Genomic DNA, 14,417 nt, shown 5'->3' on the forward strand with positions numbered 1-14,417 from the left:
AAATCAAAGACTATTTTAAAGCATTATCCGCTAAAGTCGGTATACCTTATCAAACGCTGATTAATTCATTTTTGATGGAGGCATGTTGAACCTAAAATTCAGTGGTGATATTTTTTACATGTAAAAAACTGTCACTCAAAAAAACCATCACGGTATGAGATGTAAACCGTTATACATCTCATACTTTTTCCGCTAAAATACCTCTCCAAAAATCTTTACATGTAAACCTTAGGAAAGCAGAAAGTATGAACCCACTTATTCCCATTTTAGTCCAAAAAACAGGCATTGCCAAAGAAAATATTATCAACATTTTAAAGCTTCTTGATGAAGGTTCGACCATCCCTTTTATCGCGCGGTATCGCAAAGAAATGACGGGTGGATCGAGCGATGAGCAGCTAAGAGAGTTTGATAGCATCTATGCCTATGCGAAGAAATTGCATGATCGTAAAGAGGAAATTTTACGGCTCATTGCTGAAAAAGTAGTGTTGAGCGATGAGGTGAAAAAAGCGGTTGAAAAAGCGCAAACACTTCAAGAGTTGGAAGACATTTACAGACCGTATAAAGAGAAGAAAAATACCCGTGCGGCGGTAGCGATTGCGGCAGGGCTTACGCCATTGGCGGATGTTTTAGAAAAGGCAGAGTTGGAACTTGAAGCGTTTGAGAAAAAGGCGCAAAGTTTTGTAAACGAGAAAATTGGAAGCGTGAAAGAGGCGATAGCAGGAGCGCAAGACATCATCGCGGAGCGCTATTCCGATGAGCCCAAAGAGCGGGAGTATTGGCGCACACAACTGCATGATTACGCTTCGTTTGAGATCAAAGCGAGTAAAACACTTAAACCCGATGGACTCTATGCCAAACTCGCAGGCAAAAGTGAGCGCATCGCGTCCATTCCCTCTCACCGATACCTTGCGATGATGCGAGGTGTGAGCGAAAAAGAGTTACATGTAAAGATTTCCGTTGAGATGGAAAGGGTTGAGAGTGCCATCACTCGTTACCGTATTCCTCGTAACGCGAGAAGTTCCAAAAGCTACCTTTTAGAAGCGTATTTGGACGGGTTTAAGCGTCTTTTGTTTCCTTCGTTAGAGCGCGAGATTCATGCCATTGTGAAAGAGAAAGCGGACATGCAGGCGATTGCCACGTTTGGAAAAAATCTTTCTCAGCTTTTAAACACGCCACCTGTGACCAAGCGCGTGATTTTAGGCGTTGACCCCGCATACCGCACGGGGTGTAAACTCGCCGTTGTCGATGAACACGGCACATATATGAGCCATGCGGTCATCTACCCGACACCGCCTCAAAGTGACTATGAAAGCTCTTCTAAAGTCATTAAAGAGCTAGCGCAGAAGTATCGCATCGCCGCGGTGGCGATTGGCAACGGTACGGGCTCACGCGAAAGCCAAGAATTTTTTGCCAGACTCAACCGTGAAGAGGGGTTAAATCTTGCCTACACCGTCGTTTCAGAAGCGGGTGCTTCCATCTACTCCGCGTCGAAAATTGCGACCGAAGAGTACCCCAACTTAGACGTGACGATCAGGGGAGCGATCTCCATCGCGCAACGCCTGCGCGACCCGATGGCAGCGCTTGTAAAGATCGACCCCAAATCGCTCGGCATTGGGCAGTACCAACACGATGTCGATCAAAAACAGTTGGAAAAGAAACTGAGTGAAGTGACCGAAGACTTGGTCAATCGCATCGGGGTTGACCCTAACAGCGCGTCTATCTCTCTGCTCTCCTACGTGGCGGGCGTGGGTGCGAAAATCGCTAAGGCGATTGTGGAATATCGTGAGAGCAAAGGGGCGTTTACATGTAAGTCTGAACTTTTACATGTAAAAGGTTTAGGCGCGAAAGCATACGAGCAATGCGCAGGGTTTTTCCGCATTCGTGAGGGTAAAAGTGTGCTTGATAACACAGGTGTTCACCCTGAGAGTTATGCCATTGCGCAGAAGCTTTTGGCGCGCTCCGATTTGGCGAGCCTTTCCAAAGAGCAGATCGTTGCGCTAGCGCATGAAAACGGTATCGGTGAGGCGACGCTTCAAGACATCATCCATGAGCTTTTAAAACCAGGATTTGACCCCAGAGAGAGTTTACCACCCATCGCGTTTCGCTCCGACTTAACGGACATTAGTGAACTAAGCGAAGGAAGCATCGTCTCGGGCGTGGTGCGCAATATCGCCGATTTTGGCGCGTTTGTGGACATTGGGCTGAAAAACGACGGACTGATTCACATCTCGCAAATGAGCGACAAGCGCATCGCACATCCTTTGGAAGTGCTTAGCATCAACCAACAACTCACACGTATTCGTGTTCTTGAAGTAGACAAAGAAAAAGGCAAAGTAAGCCTCAGTCTTAAAGAAGGTTGACATAATCTTCGATATGCGCGATGCAAGCCTCTCCCATCGCTAAAATACTCTCTTTTGAGTTACCGCCGACGTGGGGCAGGCACATAAGGTTAGGCAGGTCGATCAGCTCCCAATCGGAAGTCGGTTCTTCCAAAAATGCTTCCAAGCCGGCTCCGGCGATTTGTCCTGTTTTTAAAGCGACTTTGAGTGCTTCCTCATCGATGATGCCTCCGCGCGCCGTGTTGATAATGTAGCTTGTCGGCTTCATCGCCTCAAATTCGGCCGTGGAAAAAAGGTTTCGGCTCTCGTCGGTTAAGGGCAGATGAATCGAAACAATGTCCGCTTCGCGTAAAATTTGAGCTTTGCTCGCAAACGTAATGCCGTAACGCTTTGCCTCGTCTTCATCGTGCGTTCGGTTGTAAACGAGAATCGTACATGAAAAAGGTTTGAGCAGTTCGATGACACGCTTGGCGATATTTCCGAAGCCGAAAAGTCCGATCGTTTTGCCGCTGAGTTCCATGCCGCCGTTTACTTTCCACGTATGCTTTTTAAGCAGCGTTGAGGCGATGTAGGTATTGTGTATTAACGCCAACATAAAGTACAAGGTTATCTCGGCGACCGAATTGCGATTCGTTCCGCCCGTCCAACCGAGTTTGACGCCGTATTGTTGCATCGCTTCGAGGTCTAAATTGTCAAGCCCGACACCGTATCGCGAGAGCATTTTAAGCGTAGGACACGCCCTCAAAACTTCCGCGTCGATCTCTTCTCGTCCGACGATAGCAACTTCAATGCCGTCTAAAAACGCGATGAGATCGGCTTTGGTTTTAAGCGCGTTGTCGGCATTATGTTTGACGTTTCCGAATCGTTCACGCATCTGCTCCATCAATTTGGGCGATCGCGAAAACAAAGGCGAGATAACGGCGATTTGCATACGAGTCCTTTTACGGGGAATTTAAACGAAGTATAACACGCTTTTTTACTCTCAATGATTTAAATTTTATTAACGTATAAAAGATATAATAAAATAATAATTATCAATAAGGACAAATCATGACGATTAAAAAATGGCTTTTCGCGATGCTGATACCCGTGTCGCTTTTTGCGGACGTTTTGCAGGAAAACGGCATCTTCCCAAACGTAAAACTGAAAGATCAGTTTGAAAAAGAGGTCGTAATTAATGCCCAAACCAAGCAGATTATTATCGCGTTTACCAAAGCGCAAGGTGAAACGATGAAGGTGTTTTTAGAAGCAAATCCGCACTATTTAAGCGACAATAACGCGCTTTACATGATGGATGCTACGGAAGTTCCGAGTGTGATTATGAGCATGTTTATGATGCCGAAATTTAAAAAGTACGGCTACTCGGTAGGGCTGGTCGAGGATAAGCAAACGGCACAAACGCTTCCGAAACAAAACGATAAACTTACCGTTTTATCGTTGGATAACCTTCGTATAACGCAAATCGACTTTAAAGAAGCTCTTTAAACAGAGGGGATCAGTTTCCCTCTTGCTCTTTTAACAGGCGATTTTCTTCATCGCTAAAGATACGCGAACGCGTGATAAATTGATATCCCTCGTCGATTTCAAGCGAAAACGAGTTCCCAAAAGCACTCTTTTCTTCCTTTGCGTCCAAAATAATCTGCGAGTAACGAAAATACTCAAACTGATCCGGATCGATAAAAAAATCGCAACCACCCACCGTACCCAATTTGACGTTACGGGAAGGAACGTGAAAATCTTTTTTTTCGTAACACATCGGCGCGGTGCCGTCGCAACAGCCGCCGCTTTGGTTGAAAACCAGCTCGCCGTATTCGTTTTTGAGCATTTCGATAACTTTGAGCGCTTCGGAGGTTGCGCTCAGACGATGAATCATCATAAAGGACTCCTTGAAAAAAAGCATGGGCAAAAGCCCATGCATAAAGCGATTTAAAAAAATCCGAGTTTATTTTTGTTGTATGACGTCAAAATATTTTTCGTATGGCGATACGCATTGAGCATCATCATATGCGTTTCACGACCGATACCCGATTTTTTGTAGCCGCCGAAAGAGGCATGAGACGGATAGAGATGGTAGCAGTTGACCCATACGCGTCCGGCTTCGATGCCGCGTGACATTTTGTGGAGTTGATGTGCATCTCTAGACCAAACACCCGAACCTAAACCGTAAATGGTATCATTCGCGATGGCAAGCGCTTCATCCTCGTCTTTAAAGGTTGTGACACATAAAACAGGCCCAAAAATTTCTTCTTGGAAAATGCGCATTTTATTGTGACCTTTGAAGATCGTCGGTTGGATGTAGTTGCCTTTCGGGAATGTTTTGTTCTCGTACGCTTCACCGCCGATAAGGCACTGCGCTCCCTCTTCTTTACCGATGCGGATATAATCTAAGATTTTCTCTTTTTGATTGACGGAGGCTTGCGCACCCATTTTCGTAGTCGGATCGAGCGGGTTTTCCTGCGTGATGGCTTTAACGCGCTCTAAAACGCGTTTCATAAACGGTTCGTAGATAGACTCTTGAATCAATGCGCGAGACGGGCATGTGCAAACTTCGCCGCTGTTAAAGGCAAAGAGTACGAGACCTTCGATTGCTTTGTCGAAAAATTCGTCGTCTTTTTGCATAATGGATTCAAAGAAGATATTGGGGGATTTCCCGCCGAGTTCCAAGGTTGAGGGGATGATATTTTCGGTAGCGTACTGCATGATGAGCTGACCGGTCGTCGTCTCGCCCGTAAAACCGACTTTTTTAATGTCCGGATGCGTGGAGAGATGTTTACCGATTTTTCCGCCCGCACCGTTAATGACGTTGACGACGCCTTTGGGCAATACGTCTTGAATGGTTTCCATTAAAAGCAAGATAGACAGTGGCGTCGCGCTAGCAGGTTTGATCACGACGCAGTTCCCTGCGGCAATGGCGGGAGCGATTTTCCATGCCGCCATCAAAAGCGGAAAGTTCCATGGAATAATTTGTGCAACGACACCGAGAGGCTCGTGGATCTCTTGAGAGATCGTATTTTCGTCAAGGTCGGCAACCGATCCTGCTTCGCTGCGTATGACGGAAGCAAAATAGCGAAAATGATCGACGACAAGCGGGATATCGGCCGCGAGGGTTTCGCGTACGGCTTTACCGTTGTCTAGCGTTTCGGAGATAGCGAGAAATTCTAAATTTGCTTCGATTTTGTCGGCAATTTTATTGAGCATATCGCTTCGTTGAACGACCGACATGTGTTTAAAAGATTCAAATGCTTTTTTAGCCGCCGCAACCGCCATATCGACGTCTGCCGTGGAAGAGCGCGGTATCTTGGTAAGAAGTTCACCGTCAACCGGAGAAAGATTGTCAAAATACTCGCCGCTTAAGGGTGGAACCCATTCGCCGCCGATAAAATTTTCGTAACGAGGCTTATACGTTGGTTTTGAATATGCCATTTTTGCACCTTTCTAATTAAAGTAAAAGATAAAAATATCTTTAGAAAAAACTCTAGTGCAGATCTCTTTAATCGCCCATTAAAAATTATATTAATTTGTAGATAACGTTTTTACTTTATGTGACGTTTGCTTTTTATTTACAAACGATTAAGAGGTCGTTTATGCTATTGTCCTATACTTTCACTACCAAGACACCTCCTTTTTAAAAATCACTCAACCTTTTTTCCTTGAACGCTCGAATTTGCCCGATTCGAGCGTTTTATTTCATTTTGAAATAGTTCCCAGCTCTTTTTTTCGTTTAGCCTATAATCCTTTTGAATGTTTAAAGACAAGGACGGCGCGTGATTATTCATTTGGATTTGGATTGTTTTTTTGTTTCGGCGGAGCGTACCCGTACCCCTTTTTTGAAAAATAAACCCGTAGTAGTGTGTAAAAGTAGTGATACGAAGATTTTTTCGCGTGAAGACACCGACTGCGTTATGACCGAATCGGTCGGTGGATTTAACAGTCTTTTTCAACATAAAAAAGCGTTTAACGGCTTTGATAAAACGGCATGGAAAAAAGAATTTATCAATGAAGAAGGACATATACACGGTATTGTCATCGCAAAAAGCTACGAAGCCAAAGCCTACGGAATTAAAACGGGAACGCCTTTGCGCGACGCTTTGGCGATGTGTCCGAATGTGCTTGTCGTTTCGAGCGACCATCTTTTCTATCAACTCCTTTCCACGCAATTAAAAGCGTTTTTAAAGATGAAAATTCCGGTCTTGGAACAGTACAGTATCGATGAATTTTGGGGAGATTTACACGGTTGGGTGTTTGAAGAGAAAACGTATGATTTTATTCATACGTTACGACAAGAAATAATGGATACGTTTGATTTACCCGTCTCTATAGGTGCTTCGACGTCCAAGTGGATTGCCAAACTTGCGACCGATTTTGCAAAACCTTTTGGTCTCAAAATTGTTCCCAAAGAGCAGATCGTCGCTTTCGTATCGCCTCAGCCGATCGAAAATTTTCCGGGTATCGGGAAAGTCTTATCTCAAAAATTGCATGAATACCGTATTGAAACTTTAGGCGATTTGATTGCGTATCGTCGGCTGGTCAGCGGTTGGGGAAGAATGGGAAAAGAGTTGTACGCTAAAGTGCTCGGAGAAGACAACGAATCCGTTTGTACCGATCGTGCAAGAAGTTCTATCGGCATCGCACGCAATTTTGCGCCGATTAAAGATCGAGAAGAGCTAAAACGGCGTATGATTATTTTGGCGCGCCATCTTTCGCATACGATGATGAAGCTAAGCCTTCATCCGACAACTTATTTTTTCAAGATTCGTTACGAAAACGGAGTCAAATCTCAAGGCTCGCTGAGTGTCGATCGTGCTTTTAGCGAGTCGTTTTATCGTAACTTGGCGATAGACTTTCTCGTCAAGCTCGATACCTTCCCCAATGAGCGCGTCCATCATCTTGCACTCTATGCTTCCAACTTCGTATCGCGTTCACATGTCAAAACGTTTTCGCTTTTTTCGTCTGAGGAAGATAACAAAGCAAAACGTTTAAGTGAAAAACTGACGCAATTGCGTGACAAATACGGTGTCGATATTGTCAGAGCAGGCATTGAAAAATTATGATTTAGCGACGTAAAGCTTGTAGACATGCTTCAAACGTTGATGCGATAATTTTATGGGCAAACATCAGATTGTGACTTAAGCCGAAGTCTTCGAGATACATGCCCTTGTCGTCGACGGTTTTATCGCCTAAATGCAGCATCGCTTGAGTTCGTTCTTTAAGACTTCGTCTATCGTTAGAGTAAGCGACGACGGTTTTACCGAGCCCTTCCGCAAATCCTACTTCCCAAACCGTACCGCTATCGGGTTCAGGTCCGCGAAAAGGCGAAAGGTTGGCAATGACGATATCGCTTGCCTGAATCATTTTTTGATTGGCTTCGCGGATTTTCAATGCGATTTCACTCGGCGATGAACCCACGATAACATTATCGAGCGGAAAATTTCCCGCAAAACCGTAATCTCGACAGCATTTTTTTAATCTTTCTCCGATTTCTACGGCATTGGGTAAAAAAACTTCCGGTCCCGCGAGATAAATTGTTTGCATGGCATATTCTTTCGTTTTAGAATGTAAAATGAAGTCAGCAGTTTAGCTAAAAAATTGTGTAAAAGTAAGGGAAAGTTGTTTTATAAAAAAGTGGTGCGGATAAAGAGACTCCGTAACCAATTTTTAAAGTGCCTATATTTAGGGCTTTAGTGAGTTTATAACCTTAAAAGTGCAACAAATTGTGCAACATTGGGTGCAATCATAACCGAAATAATCTTAAATTTCTGAAGTCATTAAAGAAAGTTGATTTCTCTTAGCAAAACCATACATATCAATAATCTTTGCTTTTGTATAATTTAATGAACCTTTGCTACTTGTCGCAAAATCTAAAGTAGTAATTTTATCTTGTAGTGAATTGACAGAATCACTATTCTCTTCATAAAACTTCTTTAGTGCAAGAAGAGCTTTTTCGCTGACAGAACGGAAACCACACTCATGCTTAAATATTTGCCTGAATGTTTCTGTGAAATATTGATCAAATGCAGGAATACAGCCAAAAACTCCCAACATAATTTTTGTATTAAGTGTTAATGTTTGATTTGTTGAGTCCTTATCTAAGATATTTGTTGTAATGCCTTCATATATAGTAAGAATTGTTTTTATATTACGTTTTGTATAACAATCGACGTCAATATTCCAAATATCGTTATCCTCTTTTTTCAGATTTATAAGATACTTGATTAAAGGTTCATAATGCTTAGCACTTTTTTGAAGTAAGAAACTGGAGCCTCTTAACATACCCCAACTCGCTAAATAAAAAGAAAGTTGTAGACAAGCTTTTTCAATATCATTTTCTAATTCTACGTATGTTGTATTTTGAAAAAAATTAAAGCAATAATCAAATGAAGCATATCTATGTGTTGGCTCGTTGTAATTATAAAAAGAATTTAAAACGACTGTTTCTAAATCATGAGCTATATATTTCAAAAATATCTCCTTTTTGAATCCTAAAATTATAATAATTAATACTTCACATTTCATATAAATTGCACAAATTTAAAATATTTGCATTTTTTAACACTTTTTTTTCCAAGATCGCACTTTTTTTCATTTGAGCACCCTATAACGTTGTAGAGAAAAATTTTACACAACTCCTTTTAGGTTTTGAAGCCAAACCTAAAGGAAAAAAAATGAAGTCAATCTATGCAACGAAGAAATTACAAAACACCAAACTCTACCAAGAGCTACAACACAATCTAAAAGATTACTTTGCTGTAAGCCTTGCAAAAGAGCAAAAACAAAAAGAGTATCTATCACGCATTGATCTATGCAATATAAGCACGGGTGAACTCTTTAAACTTGATTATGACTTTGAGCTGGAGTATAAAAAATACACCAAGTTGATTGAGCAAAAAGTCTCTTCAATCGAACACATTGCCAAAGAGTTGGAGTATATCAGCGTCTTTATGACTTTTACACTTCCTTCACGCTTTCACCCTTTTAAATCCATACAAAGAGGCGATAAAAGGCTCTATGTTTCATTGAATGAGCATTTTGAGTTTGATACGATTGTAGAGGCTATCAATGAGGGGTATAGCTTTTTAAATGAGCTTGTGAGAACATTTTACAAACGTGTAAAAAACTATGTTGGTGACGAGTTCTTTTATGTAAAAGTTTATGAGCCACATAGCACAACCATACCCCACGTTCATTATCTTGTGTTTTTCCCACTTGAACACCTTGACGCTGTAAAAATTGTTTATAAACGTGTCGTTGCATTTTATGAGCTAAATCAGTCTGATTTTGAAGAGCCAAAATTTAGAGAAAACATAACATTTGCTTCAAGGTATTTACTCAAATACATTACTAAAAACCTACAAGACGGACAAGACTATTTTTTAATTCGTTCTATGGACGGTTGGAAACGTACCCATAAAATTAGAGTGATTACAAGTAGTGATATTGGACTAACACAGTTTCTCTATAAAAAGATTTATTACTCGCTAACCCCTGAAATAAAGTCAAAGATTGATTTGGTGATTAAAGAGCTAGGCGTTCCTTATTACCTCTATTTGCAAAACAATACCTATATTAAAAAGTATGTCACACATATAGAATCTAAAACAACAAAAACTGTGAAAAGTACGCAAGGAAGCCAAAAAGCACTCTTTACAATCGAATTAAAATCCAACAGAATACGCGCACCGGATGGCAAAATTTTTTATCGTATAACAGATTTAGTCATAAAACACAAGAGAAAGTTGCTTTATAAAAAAGCCAATCTAGTAAAAATTAAAACACATTAACAAAGGAAATACAACAATGTCAACACAAATTACAATTAACGGAAAAATCATGGCGGTGGTAGAAAAATCATTCGAGGGTAAAAAAACAGTTTATGCACAGTTTCTTATGGAGAGCGAAGTAAAAGGCATGGAAGTTATCAAAGTTAAAATAACCGTAGATTCTGATATTGCTTTACTTCAAAAAGGTGAATTTGTGTCAATCCCTGTTTCTGTTGTTTCAGCCAATGGCAATTTATACTTTACACAAAGTGATAGCATGAAAAAAACTGAGGTTAAAAGAGCATGATAGAGGGACTAAAATTATTTATACTCGATAGTATGATTAGGGGCTGGTTGCTCCTAATCACTTTTATAGCGATCAATTACGTTTTTCATATAGAAAATTTAACATTATATGTCTATATTATTTTATGTGCTCTTATTGTTGAGCGTATTTTCTACTATGTCAAATACTGGGATTTTATCACTATGCCCTATGCGCTCAAACTCATTACACGACCAACAAGCGAAGCCAAAGAGGGCAAAATTTATTTAGATCAGTTTACACACTATGATAAAAAGCATAGTACGGCTTACTTCTATAATCGTAATGCCATTAAATGCGAAGAGTATCAACTCAATCGTTTAAATGAAATAGTACATTTCTTAGGAATTCACGATAAACCCATTGAAGTAGATATAAAACCTCATAAGTCGAAAGAAGTCAAACTACAATTTTATAGACTGCCTCTTTTTATAGAGTGCAATAACCCTTTACTATCGTTAGAGCATGGCAAAATTTTCTATGGATACTATAAAGAGGGTAAATATCTCGTAGCTCTTGAAAATCAAACCCACATGATAACCGTTGGAGAATCAGGAAGTGGAAAGTCTAACTTTATGAATTTGCTTATCTTGTCATTGCTCTATAATCAAAGTATGATAGATCATATTGTTATGATAGATTTGAAAGCTCCTGAACTCTCACGCTATCAACATATCGCCAATGTAACTTTTATAGATAGCGTGGAAGCTGTTGATACGCTGTTTCAAAGGCTTAAAGAGCTTATGAATGAACGCTTTCAGCATATGAAAGAACATAATGAATTGATTTATAGTGGAAAGCCTATCTATGTGATATTTGACGAAGTGGGCACTGTTGGCACGCACTATGACAAAAAACTCAAAGATTCAATCTTTGCGAATATGATTGAGTTATTTCAAAAAGGAAGAGCTGCAAAAATCATACTTCTTCTTTTTGCTCAAAAGATTGATAGTACGAACATTCCAACGAATGTACTTACCAATATACAATCCAAGGTACTTATGAAAACAGATAGTGATTTTAATGTGAATAATACCATTGGAACACAAGAAGATATCCAACTGATTACAAAGACAAAGGTTTCAGATTTTAACAAGGGTAGGGCAATTGTTAAAGACGGTATCACGAGTGAAAAGCATTTAATACAAGTGCCTTATATATCGGAAAAGGCACAAAACTTAATGATACGGTATTTTGAGGTTACGATAGAATGAATTTGAAGTGAAGCCAACCGACCCAAAAGGTCGGTGGCTCACTTCCCTTGACTTATTTTATATAAAGTGTCAGATAGGTAACTGATAATATTGTATAATATAATATCTTATTAATTAAGTAGGATTGTGTGAACGAAAGTATTTTAAATTGGTTAATAAAAAGCATAGAATGGTTTTGCTCTTTTACATTAAACGATATGGCTTCATGGGCTTCAATAATTGGCTTAATACTTAACATATGGTTATTACTACTAGTAAAAAAATTAAGCAAAAATTTATAAAAAAAGTCAGAATACCTGAAATTATTAAAGATTTAGAAAATATTACTTCTAATATTTCAAGTAAGCTTTCAAATATTGAAGCTAATAAACTCGATTTATTTATTGAATTCAAGAAATGTGAATCTATATTAAATAATGTTTTTCCAAAAGCAAGTTCAGCGATAAAAAGTGAAATTAAATCCTTATTAAACGATTTTCAAAAGAGAAAGCGACTTTGTTGGAAAATTTTCAAATGTTATCAAATGGACAGATTAACAGAACAAGATATATATGATTCATATGCTAAAATTTCCTCCATAAAAGAAGCATTAATCCAAGAAGACAAAGACTTGAGGTATGATAATGAGTAAAATAGAAGCTAAAAATAAATTAGTAATGTTGATCACAGAGTTAATGAGATTAACAATAAAGAATGAAATTCAGTGGGAATCAAAAACTCCTCCAAGATATTTAATAGAAGGTACTGACGATATTGTTCCTATTTATTTTTCAGTGAAATATAAAGATAAAACAATAGCGTTATTTATAAGACGTACTAGACAATATAACGGAGAATTTGATATTTTACATTGGACTGAAGAGGTTAAAATCGCAATAGTGGAATCTGATACAATTCTCTGGGAAAATACTCAGTATAGCTCTTCTGTTCACGATTTGTATAAGCGCGTACAAGAGCAAGTTTCTGGTTTAAATAGTTTATTGGATAGCCTTTTATAATTAAATTTATAAACCTAAAATTTAAAATAATGGTTTTTGAGTTTATTTTCAAGCTCAGAGATATTAAGATTATAACTGCATTTGGAAATACCTTCTAATAATGTTTCCAGTGAGATTTTCCCGTATTTATAGCCTTTAGGTGATTCATGTCCCATACATTCGTCAAGGACACTGTCTTCAACTTTTCCTTTTAATGAGCTACTGAAATTATGCCTGAATGAATGCAAATCAAGCATAATTACTTCGGCTTCCATTTTTTCAAGTGTCTCGGCAGAAAGCCACTCTTGCTTAAATGGTTTTTTATTGAAGAATTTGGAAAATGCTTGCCCGTAACCTTTCCTTTTTGTATGATATAAGTCTTGAAATAATCGTTCATACTTCTTTTGGCGTTGGTTTTCCACAAATTTTAAAAATCCGTATTCAATGAGTTTGGGGTGAATAGGAACTTTGCGTTCACTGCTGTTATTTTTTAGTTTTTGATCAGCATATTCAGAAGAAATTTTAAAAATAGGGATATTTTGCCTTTCGGTGATTTGATCTAGTCTAATTTGGGCAATTTCATTAATTCTAAATCCATGATAGAGCAAAATCAGTGGTATCCAAATTCGTGAAGGACGAGTAGAAAGATTTTTTTCGAAATCTTTAGTGTAAGCACTTGATTCATTAAAGAGTTTTTCTAGTTGTTCGTTTGTATATTCTTTGCGAATATCGTTCTGCTTGTCATGCGCAGGGTTTGGTTTTGTGAGTTTAACTTTTGTTTTGAGTCGGTTTATATCTAATAGTTCACTGGAAATGGCATAATCTAAAAACGCATTGATATTAGAGAGCTTCATAGAGAAGCTTTTAGGGGATAAAGTTCTAAAATGCTCTTCTTTTGAACGCGCAGCGATGATTTTCAGAGGGATTTTTTTATAAAGTGCAATATACTCTTTTTCTTTTGGTGGTAAATATCTGAAATCTTCTAAAAAAGTATTAAGATCGTCGTGTGTGATTTCAATTAAATATTCTTTATCGGTTAATTCAAGGAAAATTTCTATATCACGCTGATTACGAAAAAATTCTTTATTTTTGAGTGTTTTTAAAGTTACGAATTCTTCTAAGCACTTCTTAGCTGTTTTCGCAAAATAGTTTTTTTCTGGTACTTGCCTTAGAGTATCTTGTGGTGGCGTTACAATAGAAGACAAGGAAGGTGTAACATTAAAATTTTGATATTCATTAAGGCGTTTTTGATTACGTTCTTTATCGTAGTTTAGGACATTAAATTCCGCTTTGATTATTTCAAAGATAAAATCCTTTCGTTCTTGCTCGGTTAAGTTTGTAAGATCACTGGACTTGATATTGCTTCGCTCTAAAATGCTTTGAGCAAAACTATGAAGTTCCGTGTCGTCTTCGGGGCGTTGGAGAATTTCGATAATATACTCTAAAGCTCTATCAATCGCTTTTTCGCTATGCCCTCCAAATTTTTTGCCTTCTTCGTCCATAAAGTTAAATGCTGTATGCCTCGCATTTTCTAATTCCGAATACTCAACAATGGCTTCTTTAATGTATGTTTCAATCAGTTTTTTAACATTTTCGCTATACATGGGGTTGCCCTTTAAATAGATAAAAAGTTTATGGATTTTAGGAGTTATCATAGCTAAAAGGGTTTTAGCCACAGATAAACTATCTGTTTGCAGAGAAATTACAATATTATCCGCTGTAAAGGGAAGTTTACGTTTAAAGAAATAACGATTTTTTTGAAAGTAGAGATAGCGCACTTTGAGACCTTTCGAATGAAAAGTGCA

14 protein-coding genes are annotated in these 14,417 nt (G+C 38.8%); 8 read left to right on the forward strand and 6 right to left on the reverse strand.

Going from position 1 to position 14,417, the window contains the following annotated elements:
• Positions 1–245 precede the first annotated feature (245 nt).
• The gene (locus NL930_RS00920; protein ID WP_254377250.1) at positions 246–2,360 is read left to right on the forward strand and encodes a helix-hairpin-helix domain-containing protein; all 2,115 of its coding nucleotides are present in this window, start codon (positions 246–248) and stop codon (positions 2,358–2,360) included.
• Here the strand turns inward: NL930_RS00920 and NL930_RS00925 are convergent.
• On the reverse strand, positions 2,347–3,270 hold the full coding sequence (locus NL930_RS00925; protein ID WP_254377249.1) for a phosphoglycerate dehydrogenase: 924 nt from the start codon (positions 3,268–3,270) through the stop codon (positions 2,347–2,349). The genes NL930_RS00920 and NL930_RS00925 overlap by 14 nt on opposite strands.
• A gap of 119 nt (positions 3,271–3,389) precedes the next feature.
• On the opposite strand from NL930_RS00925, the gene NL930_RS00930 reads away from it, so the two are divergent.
• Entirely contained in the window at positions 3,390–3,824 is a 435-nt protein-coding gene (locus NL930_RS00930) for a hypothetical protein (RefSeq protein WP_254377248.1), read from the forward strand.
• A 10-nt stretch (positions 3,825–3,834) separates the two neighbouring features.
• On the opposite strand, the gene NL930_RS00935 is transcribed toward NL930_RS00930, so the two are convergent.
• Both NL930_RS00935 and NL930_RS00940 read right to left on the reverse strand, forming a co-directional pair.
• Positions 3,835–4,215, reverse strand: a complete 381-nt coding sequence (locus NL930_RS00935; RefSeq protein ID WP_254377247.1) for a DUF779 domain-containing protein — start codon at positions 4,213–4,215, stop codon at positions 3,835–3,837.
• Between the two features lie 50 nt (positions 4,216–4,265).
• The gene (locus NL930_RS00940) at positions 4,266–5,762 is read right to left on the reverse strand and encodes an aldehyde dehydrogenase family protein (RefSeq protein WP_254377246.1); all 1,497 of its coding nucleotides are present in this window, start codon (positions 5,760–5,762) and stop codon (positions 4,266–4,268) included.
• A gap of 341 nt (positions 5,763–6,103) precedes the next feature.
• On the opposite strand from NL930_RS00940, the gene NL930_RS00945 reads away from it, so the two are divergent.
• On the forward strand, positions 6,104–7,390 hold the full coding sequence (locus NL930_RS00945; protein WP_254377245.1) for a DNA polymerase IV: 1,287 nt from the start codon (positions 6,104–6,106) through the stop codon (positions 7,388–7,390).
• Position 7,391: 1 nt separating this feature from the next.
• On the opposite strand, the gene NL930_RS00950 is transcribed toward NL930_RS00945, so the two are convergent.
• Both NL930_RS00950 and NL930_RS00955 read right to left on the reverse strand, forming a co-directional pair.
• Positions 7,392–7,871, reverse strand: coding sequence for a nucleoside 2-deoxyribosyltransferase (locus NL930_RS00950; protein WP_254377244.1), 480 nt, complete (start codon positions 7,869–7,871; stop codon positions 7,392–7,394).
• A 216-nt stretch (positions 7,872–8,087) separates the two neighbouring features.
• On the reverse strand, positions 8,088–8,798 hold the full coding sequence (locus tag NL930_RS00955) for a hypothetical protein (protein ID WP_254377243.1): 711 nt from the start codon (positions 8,796–8,798) through the stop codon (positions 8,088–8,090).
• Between the two features lie 203 nt (positions 8,799–9,001).
• Here NL930_RS00955 and NL930_RS00960 point away from each other — a divergent pair, with 203 nt between their 5' ends.
• From NL930_RS00960 to NL930_RS00980, 5 genes are all read left to right on the forward strand, one after another.
• Positions 9,002–10,117: a replication endonuclease gene (locus tag NL930_RS00960; protein ID WP_254377242.1), complete on the forward strand. Its 1,116-nt coding sequence runs from the start codon at positions 9,002–9,004 to the stop codon at positions 10,115–10,117.
• 16 nt (positions 10,118–10,133) lie between these two features.
• Positions 10,134–10,403, forward strand: coding sequence for a hypothetical protein (locus NL930_RS00965; RefSeq protein WP_254377241.1), 270 nt, complete (start codon positions 10,134–10,136; stop codon positions 10,401–10,403).
• On the forward strand, positions 10,400–11,635 hold the full coding sequence (locus NL930_RS00970; protein ID WP_254377240.1) for an FtsK/SpoIIIE domain-containing protein: 1,236 nt from the start codon (positions 10,400–10,402) through the stop codon (positions 11,633–11,635). Before NL930_RS00965 ends, NL930_RS00970 begins: the two co-directional genes overlap by 4 nt.
• A 238-nt stretch (positions 11,636–11,873) precedes the next feature.
• Entirely contained in the window at positions 11,874–12,266 is a 393-nt protein-coding gene (locus NL930_RS00975; RefSeq protein WP_254377239.1) for a hypothetical protein, read from the forward strand.
• Positions 12,259–12,633 carry a hypothetical protein gene (locus tag NL930_RS00980; RefSeq protein ID WP_254377238.1) on the forward strand — a complete coding sequence of 125 codons (375 nt, stop codon included), beginning with the start codon at positions 12,259–12,261 and terminating at the stop codon, positions 12,631–12,633. The genes NL930_RS00975 and NL930_RS00980 overlap by 8 nt, the downstream gene beginning before the upstream one ends.
• 14 nt (positions 12,634–12,647) lie before the next feature.
• Here NL930_RS00980 and NL930_RS00985 read toward each other — a convergent pair whose 3' ends face one another.
• A complete protein-coding gene (locus NL930_RS00985) occupies positions 12,648–14,390 on the reverse strand; it encodes a site-specific integrase (protein ID WP_254377237.1) in 1,743 nt (580 codons plus the stop codon).
• Between the last annotated feature and the right edge of the window lie 27 nt (positions 14,391–14,417).

The sequence above is a fragment of the Sulfurospirillum sp. hDNRA2 genome (assembly GCF_024206095.2).
Taxonomy (GTDB): Bacteria; Campylobacterota; Campylobacteria; order Campylobacterales; family Sulfurospirillaceae; genus Sulfurospirillum.

Excerpts from the sequence above, each read along its gene's own strand:
- NL930_RS00920 (WP_254377250.1), top strand. The coding sequence starts at position 246 with ATGAACCCACTTATTCCCATTTTAGTCCAAAAAACAGGCATTGCCAAA.
- NL930_RS00925 (WP_254377249.1), bottom strand. The coding sequence starts at position 3,270 with ATGCAAATCGCCGTTATCTCGCCTTTGTTTTCGCGATCGCCCAAATTG.
- NL930_RS00930 (WP_254377248.1), top strand. The coding sequence starts at position 3,390 with ATGACGATTAAAAAATGGCTTTTCGCGATGCTGATACCCGTGTCGCTT.
- NL930_RS00935 (WP_254377247.1), bottom strand. The coding sequence starts at position 4,215 with ATGATGATTCATCGTCTGAGCGCAACCTCCGAAGCGCTCAAAGTTATC.
- NL930_RS00940 (WP_254377246.1), bottom strand. The coding sequence starts at position 5,762 with ATGGCATATTCAAAACCAACGTATAAGCCTCGTTACGAAAATTTTATC.
- NL930_RS00950 (WP_254377244.1), bottom strand. The coding sequence starts at position 7,871 with ATGCAAACAATTTATCTCGCGGGACCGGAAGTTTTTTTACCCAATGCC.
- NL930_RS00960 (WP_254377242.1), top strand. The coding sequence starts at position 9,002 with ATGAAGTCAATCTATGCAACGAAGAAATTACAAAACACCAAACTCTAC.
- NL930_RS00965 (WP_254377241.1), top strand. The coding sequence starts at position 10,134 with ATGTCAACACAAATTACAATTAACGGAAAAATCATGGCGGTGGTAGAA.
- NL930_RS00970 (WP_254377240.1), top strand. The coding sequence starts at position 10,400 with ATGATAGAGGGACTAAAATTATTTATACTCGATAGTATGATTAGGGGC.
- NL930_RS00975 (WP_254377239.1), top strand. The coding sequence starts at position 11,874 with ATGGTTATTACTACTAGTAAAAAAATTAAGCAAAAATTTATAAAAAAA.
- NL930_RS00980 (WP_254377238.1), top strand. The coding sequence starts at position 12,259 with ATGAGTAAAATAGAAGCTAAAAATAAATTAGTAATGTTGATCACAGAG.